The organism is Mesorhizobium kowhaii, assembly GCF_042431665.1.
GTDB lineage: Bacteria > Pseudomonadota > Alphaproteobacteria > Rhizobiales > Rhizobiaceae > Mesorhizobium > Mesorhizobium kowhaii.
In genome coordinates this window covers 101,416-114,202 of record NZ_JBHLYT010000030.1, presented here as the reverse complement: position 1 = coordinate 114,202, position 12,787 = coordinate 101,416, and the positions used below count along the sequence as shown (strand labels likewise).

Sequence of the window (12,787 nt, the reverse complement as noted above, 5' to 3'; positions counted from 1 at the left end):
ACAAAATCCGCCATTCGCCTGCTTTAAGCCGCGATTCAGCGGTTAGGGCGATCATCGCGAAAATGTCAATTCTTGTTTCGCATCTGCGAACGCCCCATAAATGGGTGAGATGAAGCCGTATCCCAAATATTTCGAGAAGATTCGCGTCCGCCCCGACAAGGACGCGGAGCTGAAGTCGCACTCGCCGATCTGCCAGTGGGACGGCTGCAAGGAAGCGGGCACCCATCGTGCGCCGGTCGGGCGGATGAAGGAGGGCGAGTATTTCCGCTTCTGCTTCGACCATGTGCGCGAGTACAACAAGGGCTTCAACTATTTCTCCGGCGTGCCGGACACCGAGGTCGCGCGCTTCCAGAAGGAAGCGATGACCGGCCACCGGCCGACCTGGAAGATGGGCGTCAACGGTGCCTCGACGCGTTCGTCGCCCGATGTGGCCCAGATGCGCTCCGGCCGCGCCGGCTACTATAATCGCATGCGCGACCCGTTCGACCTGTTCAAGGGGCCGAAGGACCCGCGCGAGGCGCGCGAGCGCAAGGCCAAGCCGCTTGAGGCCAAGGCGCTGGAAACGCTTGGCCTTGATACAAAGGCGACTGGCAAGGAGATCAAGGCGCGCTATAAGGAACTGGTGAAGCGTCACCATCCGGATGCGAATGGTGGCGACAGAGGTTCGGAAGACCGGTTCCGCGATGTGCTGCAGGCCTATCGCGTGCTCAAACAGGCGGGCCTGTGCTGAGCGACCATACAGTCCGTGTCGTTTTCCAACTTTCATAAGGTTGGAAAAGGCTCTAAGACCGCCCCCGGACAAAATCGATTGCCGGCGAAATCAGGCTTTTCGCCCGTGGAGACGTTGAGAGATATGAACAAGGTCGATCGCGACATCGCCAACCTGCCCGACACGACGGTGTGGGTGAAGGAAAAATTCGGGTTCGAGTCCAAGATGGTGGTGCCGGCCTATTCGGTGACCAGCGAGCATGTGCCCGACATCGATCCGGACTATCTGTTCGACAAGAACACGACGATGGCGATCCTTGCAGGCTTTGCCTACAACCGCCGCGTCATGGTGTCGGGCTATCACGGCACCGGCAAGTCGACCCATATCGAACAGGTCGCCGCCCGCCTCAACTGGCCTTGCGTGCGCGTCAATCTCGACAGCCATGTCAGCCGTATCGATCTCGTCGGCAAGGATGCGATCGTCGTCAAGGACGGCCTGCAGATCACCGAATTCCGCGACGGCATCCTGCCCTGGGCCTACCAGCACAATGTCGCGCTCTGCTTCGACGAGTATGACGCCGGCCGCCCGGACGTGATGTTCGTCATCCAGCGCGTGCTGGAATCGTCGGGCCGGCTGACGCTGCTCGACCAGAGCCGGGTCATTCGCCCACATCCGGCCTTCCGGCTGTTCTCGACCGCCAACACGGTTGGCCTCGGCGACACCACCGGCCTCTATCACGGCACCCAGCAGATCAACCAGGCGCAGATGGACCGCTGGTCGATCGTCACCACGCTGAACTACCTGCCGCACGACAATGAGGTGAACATCGTGCTGGCCAAGGCCAAGCACTATCGCGACAGCAAGGGCAAGGACATCGTCAACAAGATGGTGCGCGTTGCCGACATGACGCGCTCGGCCTTCATCAATGGCGATCTGTCGACCGTGATGAGCCCGCGTACGGTCATCACCTGGGCCGAGAATGCCGAAATCTTCGGCAATATCGGCATGGCGTTCCGGCTGACCTTCCTCAACAAGTGCGACGAGTTGGAGCGTTCGGTGGTCGCCGAGTTCTACCAGCGCGCCTTTGGCGAGGATCTGCCGGAATCAGCTGCCAATGTGGTGCTGGGCTAAGCAGAGTCGCGATGGCGGGTCCGGGCGACAACACGCGCAACAAATCGAAGACGGGGTCTGAAGCCGACAGCTTCAAGCGCGCCGTCACGGTCTGCATGCGTGCCATCGCCGGCGACAAGGAGCTCGAAGTCGGCTTCGCCAAGGACCGGCCAGCACTTGCCGGCAGCCGGGCGCGGCTGCCGGAACTGCCGAAGAAAGCGTCGAAGACCGACATCGCTATCACCCGCGGCCTCGGCGATTCCATGGCGCTGAAGCGCGCCTGCCACGACGTGCGCATTCACACCAAGCTGGCGCCGGAAGGCAAGCAGGCCCGCGCCGTCTATGACGCGGTCGAGCAGGCCCGCGTCGAGGCGATCGGCAGCCGTGCCATGCAAGGCGTCGCCGACAACATCGGCTCGATGCTGGAGGACAAATACGCCAAGGCCAACCTCGTCGACGTCAAGGACAAGGCCGACGCGCCGATCGAGGAAGCACTGGCGCTGATGGTGCGCGAGAAGCTGACCGGCCGTCCGATCCCGAAAAGCGGCGAACGCCTGGTCGAGCTCTGGCGGCCCTGGGTCGAGGAAAAGGCCAGCGCCGACCTCGACGGTCTCTCGGCCAAGCTCGACGACCAGCAGGCCTTCGCCCGCGTCGTGCGCGACATGCTCGCCTCCATGGAAATGGCCGAGGAACTCGGCGACGACCAGGAGACGGAAGACTCCGAGGACAATGACGACAACCAGCCGCAAGGCGAGGAGCAGAGCGAGGAGGGCGGCGAAGAGGATTCCGGCTCCGAGCAGTCGCAATCCGAGGATGCCGAGGCTTCGGCCGATGACGAGCAGTCGGCCGAGACGGAAGCCTCCGACGCCACCGCCGACGACCTGTCCGACGATGACGATGCGGATGCCGAGACGCCCGGCGAGGCGCGCCGCAACGACAATCCCTTCACCAATCTGCCGAAGGAAATCGACTACAAGATCTTCACCACGGCTTTCGATGAAACGGTCGGTGCCGAGGAGCTTTGCGAAGAGGAAGAGCTCGACCGGCTGCGCGCCTTCCTCGACAAGCAGCTTGCCAATCTGTCCGGCGTCGTCGGCCGGCTCGCCAACCGGCTGCAGCGGCGGCTGATGGCGCAACAGAACCGGTCCTGGGATTTCGACCTGGAAGAGGGCTACCTCGACCCGGCGCGGCTGGTTCGCGTCGTCATCGACCCGATGCAGCCGCTGTCCTTCAAGCAGGAGCGCGACACCAAATTCCGCGACACGGTGGTGACGCTGGTGCTCGACAATTCCGGCTCGATGCGCGGCCGGCCGATCACGGTCGCCGCTACTTGCGCCGACATCCTGGCGCGCACGCTGGAACGCTGCGGCGTCTCGGTCGAGATCCTCGGTTTCACCACGCGGGCCTGGAAGGGCGGGCAGGCGCGCGAGAAGTGGCTGAAGGACGGCAAGCCGCCGAACCCAGGCCGGCTCAACGATCTGCGCCACATCATCTACAAATCGGCCGACCATCCGTGGCGGCGGGCACGGCGCAATCTCGGCCTGATGATGCGCGAGGGCCTGCTTAAGGAAAACATCGACGGCGAGGCGCTGCTGTGGGCGCACAACCGGCTGATCGCCCGGCCGGAACAGCGCAAGATCCTGATGATGATCTCGGACGGCGCGCCGGTCGACGATTCGACGCTGTCGGTCAATCCGGGCAATTATCTCGAGCGCCATCTGCGCGCCGTCATCGAGTTGATCGAGACGCGCTCGCCGGTGGAACTGCTGGCCATCGGCATCGGCCATGACGTCACCCGCTATTACAGGCGCGCCGTCACCATCGTCGATGCCGAGGAACTGGCCGGCGCCATGACCGAGCAACTGGCTTCGCTATTCGCCGAGGAAAGCGCACGCGAAACGCGGCGCGGCGGCATGCGGCGCGCCGGATGATCTTTTCGCGCGGCGGCTTCCAGCAGACGCTTTTCGCCGCCATCGCCCTGCTTGCCGGCTTGGCTTCGGCGCTGGCCGGTTCGGCCGGCTCGACCTCGGTCGAACCGGTCGAAATCTCGGCCCGCCCGATCACCGAATTCCAAATCGGCCGCGCCGACAAACAGTTCGGCCCATTCGAATTCGTCGGCGGGCTGGAAATGACCTCGCCGACGCGCGATTTCGGGGCGCTGTCGGCCTTCCGCTTTCTCAGAGCCGGCAGCGATTTCATCGGCGTTGCCGATACCGGTTTCTGGTTCTTGGGAACGGTGGTCCGCGACGCCGACAAGCGGCCGTCCGGCATCCAGAATTTCCGCATGCAGCAGATGGTCGACGAAACGGGCCGGGCGATCGATGAGAAGTGGGAGGTCGACACCGAAGGCCTTGCGGTCAAGGACGGCATTGCCACCGTCGGCTTCGAGCGCAACCAGCACGTCGCCCAGTTCAAGATCGACCCGGCTGGCATGAAGGCGCCGTTCAAGCAGCTGGATTTCCTCGTGCCGGCCCGGGAATTGCGCCAGAATCGCGGCTTCGAGACCGTCACCCATGCCAATGCCAATGGCCAGCATCAGGGCGGGCTGGTGGTGGTCTCCGAGAAGAGCCTCGACAAGGCCGGCAACATCTATGCCGCCATCATCGAAGGGCCGCACAAGGGTGTGTTCACCGTCAAGCGCAACGGCGACTTCGACATCACCGACGGCGCCTTCCTGCCGGATGGAGACCTGCTGTTGCTGGAGCGCAGTTTTTCGATGGCGCGCGGCGTCAAGATGCGGCTGCGGCGCATCTATGGCGAAAGCGTCGAGAAAGGCGCCGTTGCCGACGGGCCGGTGCTGCTGGAGGCCGACATGGGCTACCAGATAGACAATATGGAAGGGCTCGACGTCTGGACCCGCGACGACGGCGCTCTGATGGTGTCGCTGATCTCCGACGACAACCACTCGATCCTGCAGCGCAACCTCTATCTGGAATTCATCCTGCACCAGGATTGAACAACGCCTGGCCGGGGACGGCCAGTGGCGACTCCCGACGCGGCGGGTGTCCGGCGCGCGTCATTTGCTTCCCAAGCTTCCGATGTCGACGGCCTTTTCCAGCCGCGGCCTCGTTCATCAAAATACTTTAGTCCAGACTTGACAATTGACGCTGACCTCGCAATACTCAAGTCCATGCTTAACTATTCCGAGATCGACAGCATCTTGCGGGCTCTGGTCGAGCCCACCCGCCGGCAGATCCTGGAAAGGTTGAGCCGCGGACCGGCCACCGTCAGCCAGTTGGCGGAGCCGTTCGGCATGACGTTCGCCGCCGTGCTGCAACATCTGCAGACGCTGGAGGCCTGCGGGCTGATCCGTAGCGAAAAGATCGGACGGGTGCGCACCTGCCGGATCGAACCGGGTGGGCTTGCCCCGCTCGCCGACTGGATCACGGAACGCCGCATACCGGCGGAACGTCACCTCGACCGTCTTGGCCAGATCCTGGCCGAGACAGGCCAATCGCCCTCGAAAGTTCAAGATCAGGAAAAGGACGAACAGACATGAACCAGATCGCCCCCGTGAAAGACGAGCATTCCGTCATCCACTCCACATTCACCATCGAGCGGACCTATCCGCAATCGCCTACCCAAGTCTTCCATGCCTTCGCCGACAAGGCGACCGTGCGGCGCTGGCGGGTCGAAGGCGATGGTTTTGCCATTGCTGAATTCAGCTTCGACTTCCGCGTCGGCGGTGGCGAGGTGTCCCGCTTCAGCTATGCCGGCGGCCCGGAGGTCAGGCTCGACGCGCAGTTCCAGGACATCGTTCCCGACCAGCGCATCGTGTTTTCCTACCGGATGGCGATCGGGCCGCAGCCAATGTCGGCATCGCTCACCACTGTCGAGCTGACGCCCTCCGGCAATGGCACGTTGCTGACCTATACCGAGCAGGGCGCCTTTTTCGACGGTGTCGATTCCGCGAAGAGACGGGAAGAGGGGACTCGTGGGTTGTTGGAAGCCCTTGCGGCGGAACTCCAGAAGTCGAAGTAGATCGATCCGCTGGCCGGCCTTCGGTCAGGGTCGTGGGCCGTTGGTGGCGATCCAGATGACATGGCGCGCGCCACGCTTGCCGTTGGCGCGCGTGTTGACCTCCTCGACCACGAAGCCTGCCTGCTTCAGCCGCCGCGTGAAGCCGCTGTCGGGGCCTTGCGACCACACCGCCAAGACACCGCCCGGCTTGAGGGCGGTGCGTGCGGCTCCCAGGCCCTGCAGGCTGTAAAGCGCATCGTTGGATTTGTGGACGATGCCTTGCGGGCCGTTGTCGACATCGAGCAGGATGGCGTCCCAGGCTGCGGGCTCAGAGCGTATCAGCTGGCTAACGTCGCTCTCCTGAACAGTGACGCGCGGATCGTCGAGGCAGTCGCCAAACACCTCGGCCATCGCGCCGCGTGCCCAGGCGACGACCGCCGGCACCAGCTCCGCGACAACGATGCCGGCATCATTGCCGAGTTCGGCGAGAGCGGCGCGCAAGGTAAAACCCATGCCGAGCCCGCCGATCAGGATCCTCGGTTGCCGATGGCCGGCAATCCTTTGGCAAGACAGTTTTGCCAGCGCTTCCTCGGAGCCGCTGAGGCGGCTGTTCATCAGCTCATTGGTGCCGAGCATGATCGAGAATTCGGAACCGCGCCGCTTGAGGCGAAGCTCTTGTCCGCCGTCGGGTGTCTTCGCAGAGTCTAGCTGGACCCAGGGGATCACGGGCTTTCTTTCTGTTTGGCCGTGATCTTATCCGAAACGGTCTAGACCGCGACAGCCGGCTGGCTCCAGCGGGCGGCGAGCAGCCGGTAGGGGATGAGTGCCACAATGGCGATGATCAGCTTCACACTGAGGTCGCCAAGTGCCCAGGAAACCCAGCGCATGGCGTCGACATGGAACACGCCCATCAGCGGAGCGGTTTCGAGCGCGAAACTGTCGTTGGGACCAGCAAAGGCGAAAGCGGCAGAGAAAGCGACGGTAAAGAACACGGCGGTGTCGAACACCGAGCCGACCAGCGTGCCGACGATCGGCGCCCGCCACCAGCTCTGCCGGCGCAGCCGGTTGAACACGGTGACATCAAGCAATTGCGCGCAGAGGAACGCCGCGCCGGACGCTGCGGCGATGCGCACCAGCCGGTCGGCCGCGGTCTCGAATTCGATCAGGCCGTGGCGGAACAGGAAGGGCGGGACGAGGATCGAGCAGATCACCGCCGTCATGAAGCCGACAAAGACGATCCTGCGCGCCACGGCAGGCCCGTAGCGGCGATTGGCGAGATCGGTCACCAGGAACGAGAAGGGATAGGTGAAGGCGCCCCAGGTCAGCAGGTCGGCCAGCGACAGGCCGCCGATCTGTCCCTGCATCGGGAACTGCACGAGAATGTTCGACGCCACGACGACAAGCGCCATGGCGGCCACGAACGGCAGGTATCGCGAGAAGGAATTCATTTTTTTATCCTGGGTAATGGAACCAGCGGAGCATCATGCCTGTTCGGGCGGTGCTCGCTTCGTATTTGAGCATCGGATTGCCGAACCTTGCGGATTCGATCCGATGCCCAAGGCGGTCGTCCCCCGCCTTTAAACGATGTCAGGCAGCAGGCTGGTCGGCGAGCTTCTTGGCGATCTGCTTCTTCAACAGACGCGCGCGCTGCGACAATTCCTTGACGTCGGCCTTGGCCAGGAAGGCATCCAGACCGCCGCGATGTTCGACCGAACGCAGCGCGTTGGCGGAAATGCGCAGGCGCACGTTCTGGTTCAGCGCTTCCGAGATCAGCGTCACTTTGACGAGGTTCGGCAGGAAGCGACGCTTGGTCTTGTTGTTGGCGTGGCTCACATTGTTGCCGGACATGACTGCCTTGGCAGTGAGTTCGCAGGTGCGGGACATAGTTCTAACCTTCAGTTCTCGGGTCTGCCAAACCTTTTGCCCACGCCGGGTGGCGCGCGGTTCTGGTCAGGCGGCCTTATGGAAAAAGTTGGCGTTCCATAGTTGCATTTCGCCGGTGCGTCAAGCTCCGGTATGCCCACGGACGCGCCCGGCATTTCATATTAAGGCCGGAATTCATCCTATAAGCGGTCTCATTGGGACATGCCAGCCCGGAGTTGCCCGCCTCCGGCCAAAAATCAAGGACCCGATGCCGCCATGCTTCGTTCGTCTCACGCCCTTGCTGCCGTGCTTGCCATTGCCTTGCCGTCCGCCGCAGCTGCCTCGCCGCAGTCGTTCAAGGGCGAGTACACGGTGTCGTTCCTTGGTCTTTCGATAGCGAAATCAACGTTTTCCAGCCACTATGAGAACGGCGCCTACGCGATCGAAGGCAGCGTCAGCGCTGCCGGTCTCGCCAAGCTGTTCGACGATACGCAGGGCACGATCTCGTCCAAAGGCACGATTTCGGGCAAGAAGATGGTGCCGCAGGCGTTTCGTGCCGACTATACCTCCGGCAAGAAGGCATCGGTGGTCGATATCCGCTTTGCCAATGGCACGGTCACCTCGACGCAGGTCATCCCCGCGCCTGGCAAGCGCGACCCCAACAACTGGGTGCCGCTTGGCGCCAGCGACCTGGCATCGGTGCTCGATCCGATGGCCGCCACCGTCATCCACGCCGACAGTCTCGACCAGGTCTGCGGTCGCACGGTGAAGTTCTATGATGGCGAGATGCGCGCCGATCTAACGCTGAGCTACGATTCAAAAGGCACGATCTCGGTGCCGGGTTACAAGGGCGATACCATCACCTGCCGGATGGGTTTCGAGCCGGTGGCGGGCTACCGCAAGGGCCGCAAGGCGCTCAATTATCTGAAGGACCGCAGCCGCATGATGGTGACGTTTGCACCGCTCGGCCAAACCGGCGTATATGCGCCGATCCACGCCACGGTTGGAACGCAGATCGGCACCTTGACCATCAGCGCCAAGCGTTTCGAAGCGATACAATAGGCGCGCCACTGGGGACAGAATGGGGCACGCCACTGGAGACAGAATGGCGCGCGCAACACTCATCGGCTTTTCGGCGGTCGCCATGTGGGCGTTGCTGGCGCTGCTCACGGATGCCTCAGGCCAGGTGCCGCCGTTCCTGCTGTCGGCGATCACCTTTTCGATCGGTACCGGGGTCGGGCTTGTCGCGCGGCTGTTCATGCCCGCTGCCGACAAGAGCCAGAAGATACCGCCGCAGGTCTGGCTGATCGGCATTGCCGGCCTGTTCGGCTACCACTTCTTCTACTTCACCGCGCTGCGCAATGCGCCGGCGGTGGAGGCGAGCCTGATCGCCTATCTGTGGCCTCTGCTGATTGTGCTTGGTTCGGCGCTGATGCCGGGCGAGCGCCTGGCCTGGAACCATGTCGTCGGCGCGCTGCTCGGCCTTGCCGGTACCGTGCTGATCGTCACCAAGGGCGGCGGTCTCGCCTTCGATGCCCGCTACGCCTTTGGCTATGCCATGGCCGCCGTCTGCGCCGTGCTGTGGTCGTCCTATTCGCTTCTGTCGCGGCGCTTCCCGTCGGTGCCGACCAGCATCGTCACCTGGTTCTGTGCGGCGACCGCGGTGCTGTCGCTCGCCTGCCACCTGGCGCTGGAAGAGACCGTGCTGCCGGACGGTGTCGGCCAGTGGCTGGCCGTGCTCGGGCTTGGGCTGATGCCGGTCGGAGCGGCCTTCTACGCCTGGGACATCGGCGTCAAGCGCGGCAACATACAGGTGCTCGGCGCGGCAAGCTATGCGGCGCCGTTGTTGTCGACACTGGTGCTGATCGCGGCCGGCGTCGCCGAGCCGTCGCTGCGCATTCTCGCCGCCTGTGTGCTCATCACCGGCGGGGCGGCACTGGCGGCAAAGTCGCTGTTCCTGCGCAAGCCGGCCGCGACCGAAAGCGGAGCCGAAGCATGACGATGCCGTTTCTAGGCGGCATCGACGCCAATGCCAATGCAACACTGATCTTTTCGCTGGTGGCGGCGGTGATCTACGCCTTCACATCAGGCATGCCGCCGACGCTCGCCCGCTCGGCGGCAAAGACGCTCGCCGTGGCGATGCTTGCCGTGCTGGCGGCGCTGCAAGGCGGCCCGCCGCTGCTGGTCATGGCCCTTGCGCTCAGCGCCGTTGGCGACGCTTTCCTGTCTCGCGACGGCGAAAAGGCCTTTCTCGGCGGGCTGGCCAGTTTTCTCGTCGCCCATATCGTCTATGTCGCGCTCTTCCTGCGCAGTGGCGGCGGCTTAGAATTGCTTGGCGCCGAATCGTGGCGCGGGGCGATCGCACTGGCAATGGCGGTGTTCGCGATCGTCATGCTGGCGGCGCTCTGGCGTCGCGTCGGTCCAGGCCTGCGTGTCCCGATCGCCGTCTATGTCGCGGCCATCCTCGCCATGGGCATTTCGGCGCTGACGACAGGCAGCGTTTCGATTATCGGCGGCGCGCTGCTGTTCATGGCATCGGACGGGCTGCTCGCCGCAGAAAAATTCCTGGTGGCCGCCATCTCGCCGCATCGCGTCTGGATGCGCTTTGCCGTCTGGGCGCTCTACTATGCCGCCCAACTGGCGATTACCCTTGGGTTCCTGCTGAGTTAAGAGTGCATTGAGCTTCAGGTGATGCCGGCCTGCAAACGGCGGGTTCCCGCGCTTCCGGTGCTCACGTACCAAAAGTACGCTCCGCTCCGGTTCTCGGAACTCACCGTTTTCGACTCGGCCTGACCTGAATCTCAACGCACTCTAGGGCGTTCCCGGCTGCCAGCCTGGCTCGGCCAGCTCGAAGGTGGCAAACTCAAAGCCCGGTGCGACGGTGCAGCCGACCAGGGTCCATTCGCCCAGGCTGCGCGCCGATTGCCACCAGCCTGCCGGCACGACGATCTGCGGCCGCTCGCCCGCCGCCAGCTCGGCGCCGAGCACCTGCTCGAACACGGCGCCATCTTCCTCACTCATCGACAACGCCAGCGGGGCACCGGCATGGAAATGCCAGACCTCGGTGGCGTCCTTGACCCGGTGCCAGGCCGAAACCTGGTGCTGCTCCAGCAGGAAATAGATCGCGGTCGAATGGCCGCGCGCGCCGCCGGCGCCGTCGCGAAAGGTCTCCGCGTACCAGCCGCCTTCCGGGTGCGGCTTCAGATCGAGGATCGCGATGATTTCGGCGGCGCTGGTCATGATTCTCGGACCATCCTGGATTGCCTAAAGCGCGTCGCGTTTGAACGGATTCAAGCGACACGCTTTGGATGTTTGTCTTTATGCATGCCGTTCGCGCAAAACCGGGGCGACTTTTGCGCGACATGCACTAGAAATTGTCCTTGCGCTTGCGGATTTCGGCGAACACCTCGGCGTCCGAGGCCTTCTCCAGCCCAAGATGCTTGCGGATCGCCGGATCGTGCCAGCGCAGGAACGGATTGGTCGACAGTTCCTCGCCGATCGTCGTCGGCAGGGTCGGCTTGTTGTCGACCCGCAACGCCTCGATCTTGGCGGCACGTTCCTTCAACGCCGAATTGGTCGGGTCGACGGTCAGCGCGAAACGGGCGTTGGAGAGCGTGTATTCGTGGCCGCAATAGACGACGGTCGCGGCGGGAAGCGCTACAAGCTTCTTCAGCGATTCGTACATCACCGGCGGCTTGCATTCGAACAGCCGCCCGCAGCCCAGCGCAAACAGCGTATCGGCGGTGAACGCCACCTTCGATGCCGGCAAGTAATAGGAGACGTGGCCGGCGGTGTGGCCGGGCGTGGCGATCACCTCGATCCGCTCATCGCCGAGATGAACGACGGAACCCTCTTCGACGGTTTCGTCGATGCCGGGGATCTTCGCCTTTTCCGCTTCCGGGCCGACGATGCGCAGCTTGAAGCGCTCCTTCAGCGCCAGATTGGCCTCGACATGATCGACATGGTGATGCGTTGTCAGGATCATCGTCGGCGTCCAGCCGGTGCGCTTGAGCGCGGCCAGGATCGGCGCTTCCTCTGGTGCATCGATGATCGCGGTCTGACCACTTTTGGGGTCATGCACCAGCACGCCGAAATTGTCGCTGCGGCACATAAATTGTTCGATTTCGACCGGCATCGCATCTCTCCATCGTCGCCGCAGACATAGGGCGCCGGCGCGCGGATGTCATCCCGGAATGTCGAATGACATCCCGGGGAGATGACAAGTGTCACTCCGTGATGTCGACCTCTTCAAGGCCTTTTGTTGAAACCCGCTGATATCACGGCTACATCCCTCGCATGCATTCCGACATCGTCGATCTTCGCTCCTTCTATTCGACAACGCTCGGCCGGTTCGCCGAGCGCTCGATCACCATGGCGCTGTCGTCGATCTGGGCAGCCGTACCCAATGAGCGGCTGGTCGGTCTCGGCTACACCTTGCCATGGCTGGAGCGCTTCGGCACCGATGCCGAGCGGGTCTTCGCCTTCATGCCGGCAACGCAAGGCGCCGTGGTGTGGCCGGCGAAGGGGCCTACGGCGACGGCACTGGTCTTCGACGAGGAGCTGCCGCTGGTCGATTCCTGCATCGACCGCATGCTGCTCGTCCATTCGCTCGAACATGTCGAAAATCCGCGCGAAACGCTGAACGAGATCTGGCGGGTGCTGTCACCGGCTGGCCGCGTCGTCATCGTCGTGCCCAACCGGCGCGGCGTCTGGGCGCGCTTCGAGCACACGCCGTTCGGCAATGGTCGGCCATTCTCGCGCGGCCAGCTCACGGAACTGCTGCGCGAGACGAATTTCACGCCTGCGTCCTGGTCTGACGCGCTGTTCTTCCCGCCATCGCGGCGGCGCTTCATGATGCGCTTCCACAATGTGCTGGAGCGTGTCGGCCGGCGGCTGTGGCCGATCTTTTCCGGCGTCATCGTCGTCGAGGCGCAGAAGCGGCTCTATCAAGGCGTTCCGGTCGCCCAGCGCGCCTCTCGCCGCGTCTTCGTGCCGGTGCTGTCGCCGCATGGCGCCACGCGGCTTGGCCGTCGGAATGAGGCCGGGGATGCCAGGCCATCGGTCGCGAGGGTGACAGCTTCGTGATCGCGTCAACAACGTCTGGGGTCTTTTCCCTACCTATCTGTCGCAAGTGGGCTCTGAGCC

At 63.6% G+C, this 12,787-nt stretch carries 15 protein-coding genes; 10 read left to right on the top strand and 5 right to left on the bottom strand.

Annotation, left to right across the window (positions count from 1 at the left end; all coding sequences use genetic code 11):
- Positions 1-100: 100 nt before the first annotated feature.
- The 6 genes from ACFFNA_RS17985 to ACFFNA_RS17960 all read left to right on the top strand — a co-directional run bounded on the left by ACFFNA_RS17985 (position 101) and on the right by ACFFNA_RS17960 (position 5,800).
- Positions 101-730, top strand: coding sequence for a J domain-containing protein (locus ACFFNA_RS17985; protein ID WP_111544302.1), 630 nt, complete (start codon positions 101-103; stop codon positions 728-730).
- Positions 731-853: 123 nt separating this feature from the next.
- A complete protein-coding gene (gene cobS, locus ACFFNA_RS17980) occupies positions 854-1,840 on the top strand; it encodes a cobaltochelatase subunit CobS (protein ID WP_378920362.1) in 987 nt (328 codons plus the stop codon).
- Between the two features lie 11 nt (positions 1,841-1,851).
- Positions 1,852-3,750, top strand: coding sequence for a cobaltochelatase subunit CobT (gene cobT, locus ACFFNA_RS17975; protein ID WP_378920360.1), 1,899 nt, complete (start codon positions 1,852-1,854; stop codon positions 3,748-3,750).
- Positions 3,747-4,775 (top strand): esterase-like activity of phytase family protein, encoded by a 1,029-nt coding sequence (locus ACFFNA_RS17970; protein ID WP_378920358.1) that lies wholly within the window; start codon positions 3,747-3,749, stop codon positions 4,773-4,775. The genes cobT and ACFFNA_RS17970 overlap by 4 nt, the downstream gene beginning before the upstream one ends.
- A 174-nt stretch (positions 4,776-4,949) precedes the next feature.
- Positions 4,950-5,318, top strand: coding sequence for an ArsR/SmtB family transcription factor (locus ACFFNA_RS17965; protein WP_111544299.1), 369 nt, complete (start codon positions 4,950-4,952; stop codon positions 5,316-5,318).
- Positions 5,315-5,800 (top strand): SRPBCC family protein, encoded by a 486-nt coding sequence (locus ACFFNA_RS17960; protein WP_378920356.1) that lies wholly within the window; start codon positions 5,315-5,317, stop codon positions 5,798-5,800. The genes ACFFNA_RS17965 and ACFFNA_RS17960 overlap by 4 nt, the downstream gene beginning before the upstream one ends.
- Before the next feature lie 24 nt (positions 5,801-5,824).
- Here ACFFNA_RS17960 and ACFFNA_RS17955 read toward each other — a convergent pair whose 3' ends face one another.
- The 3 genes from ACFFNA_RS17955 to rpmB all read right to left on the bottom strand — a co-directional run bounded on the left by ACFFNA_RS17955 (position 5,825) and on the right by rpmB (position 7,663).
- Entirely contained in the window at positions 5,825-6,505 is a 681-nt protein-coding gene (locus tag ACFFNA_RS17955) for a spermidine synthase (protein WP_378920354.1), read from the bottom strand.
- 41 nt (positions 6,506-6,546) lie between these two features.
- Complete coding sequence (locus tag ACFFNA_RS17950; RefSeq protein WP_378920352.1) at positions 6,547-7,227, bottom strand: queuosine precursor transporter; 681 nt, start codon at positions 7,225-7,227, stop codon at positions 6,547-6,549.
- 139 nt (positions 7,228-7,366) lie between these two features.
- Positions 7,367-7,663 carry a 50S ribosomal protein L28 gene (rpmB, locus tag ACFFNA_RS17945; protein ID WP_111544296.1) on the bottom strand — a complete coding sequence of 99 codons (297 nt, stop codon included), beginning with the start codon at positions 7,661-7,663 and terminating at the stop codon, positions 7,367-7,369.
- Positions 7,664-7,918: 255 nt separating this feature from the next.
- On the opposite strand from rpmB, the gene ACFFNA_RS17940 reads away from it, so the two are divergent.
- Genes ACFFNA_RS17940 through ACFFNA_RS17930 form a run of 3 tightly spaced genes read left to right on the top strand, consistent with a single transcriptional unit; the run spans position 7,919 to position 10,312 of the window.
- Positions 7,919-8,704: a DUF3108 domain-containing protein gene (locus tag ACFFNA_RS17940; protein WP_378920350.1), complete on the top strand. Its 786-nt coding sequence runs from the start codon at positions 7,919-7,921 to the stop codon at positions 8,702-8,704.
- A gap of 43 nt (positions 8,705-8,747) precedes the next feature.
- Positions 8,748-9,641, top strand: a complete 894-nt coding sequence (gene yddG, locus ACFFNA_RS17935) for an aromatic amino acid exporter YddG (RefSeq protein ID WP_378920348.1) — start codon at positions 8,748-8,750, stop codon at positions 9,639-9,641.
- On the top strand, positions 9,638-10,312 hold the full coding sequence (locus ACFFNA_RS17930; RefSeq protein WP_378920346.1) for a lysoplasmalogenase: 675 nt from the start codon (positions 9,638-9,640) through the stop codon (positions 10,310-10,312). The genes yddG and ACFFNA_RS17930 overlap by 4 nt, the downstream gene beginning before the upstream one ends.
- A 141-nt stretch (positions 10,313-10,453) precedes the next feature.
- Here the strand turns inward: ACFFNA_RS17930 and ACFFNA_RS17925 are convergent, their stop codons facing one another.
- Together ACFFNA_RS17925 and gloB are read right to left on the bottom strand one after the other, a co-directional pair.
- On the bottom strand, positions 10,454-10,882 hold the full coding sequence (locus ACFFNA_RS17925; RefSeq protein ID WP_378920344.1) for a cupin domain-containing protein: 429 nt from the start codon (positions 10,880-10,882) through the stop codon (positions 10,454-10,456).
- A 127-nt stretch (positions 10,883-11,009) separates the two neighbouring features.
- Positions 11,010-11,777: a hydroxyacylglutathione hydrolase gene (gene gloB, locus ACFFNA_RS17920; RefSeq protein WP_378920342.1), complete on the bottom strand. Its 768-nt coding sequence runs from the start codon at positions 11,775-11,777 to the stop codon at positions 11,010-11,012.
- A 161-nt stretch (positions 11,778-11,938) separates the two neighbouring features.
- On the opposite strand from gloB, the gene ACFFNA_RS17915 reads away from it, so the two are divergent.
- Positions 11,939-12,727, top strand: a complete 789-nt coding sequence (locus ACFFNA_RS17915) for a class I SAM-dependent methyltransferase (protein WP_111544290.1) — start codon at positions 11,939-11,941, stop codon at positions 12,725-12,727.
- The last annotated feature ends 60 nt before the right edge of the window (positions 12,728-12,787 follow it).

What these genes read in the sequence shown, in the direction of transcription:
- ACFFNA_RS17940 (WP_378920350.1), top strand. Translation starts at nt 7,919, where the DNA reads ATGCTTCGTTCGTCTCACGCCCTTGCTGCCGTGCTTGCCATTGCCTTG.
- ACFFNA_RS17915 (WP_111544290.1), top strand. Translation starts at nt 11,939, where the DNA reads ATGCATTCCGACATCGTCGATCTTCGCTCCTTCTATTCGACAACGCTC.
- cobT (WP_378920360.1), top strand. Translation starts at nt 1,852, where the DNA reads ATGGCGGGTCCGGGCGACAACACGCGCAACAAATCGAAGACGGGGTCT.
- ACFFNA_RS17930 (WP_378920346.1), top strand. Translation starts at nt 9,638, where the DNA reads ATGACGATGCCGTTTCTAGGCGGCATCGACGCCAATGCCAATGCAACA.
- yddG (WP_378920348.1), top strand. Translation starts at nt 8,748, where the DNA reads ATGGCGCGCGCAACACTCATCGGCTTTTCGGCGGTCGCCATGTGGGCG.
- cobS (WP_378920362.1), top strand. Translation starts at nt 854, where the DNA reads ATGAACAAGGTCGATCGCGACATCGCCAACCTGCCCGACACGACGGTG.
- rpmB (WP_111544296.1), bottom strand. Translation starts at nt 7,663, where the DNA reads ATGTCCCGCACCTGCGAACTCACTGCCAAGGCAGTCATGTCCGGCAAC.
- ACFFNA_RS17970 (WP_378920358.1), top strand. Translation starts at nt 3,747, where the DNA reads ATGATCTTTTCGCGCGGCGGCTTCCAGCAGACGCTTTTCGCCGCCATC.
- ACFFNA_RS17985 (WP_111544302.1), top strand. Translation starts at nt 101, where the DNA reads ATGGGTGAGATGAAGCCGTATCCCAAATATTTCGAGAAGATTCGCGTC.
- gloB (WP_378920342.1), bottom strand. Translation starts at nt 11,777, where the DNA reads ATGCCGGTCGAAATCGAACAATTTATGTGCCGCAGCGACAATTTCGGC.
- ACFFNA_RS17925 (WP_378920344.1), bottom strand. Translation starts at nt 10,882, where the DNA reads ATGACCAGCGCCGCCGAAATCATCGCGATCCTCGATCTGAAGCCGCAC.
- ACFFNA_RS17965 (WP_111544299.1), top strand. Translation starts at nt 4,950, where the DNA reads ATGCTTAACTATTCCGAGATCGACAGCATCTTGCGGGCTCTGGTCGAG.
- ACFFNA_RS17950 (WP_378920352.1), bottom strand. Translation starts at nt 7,227, where the DNA reads ATGAATTCCTTCTCGCGATACCTGCCGTTCGTGGCCGCCATGGCGCTT.
- ACFFNA_RS17960 (WP_378920356.1), top strand. Translation starts at nt 5,315, where the DNA reads ATGAACCAGATCGCCCCCGTGAAAGACGAGCATTCCGTCATCCACTCC.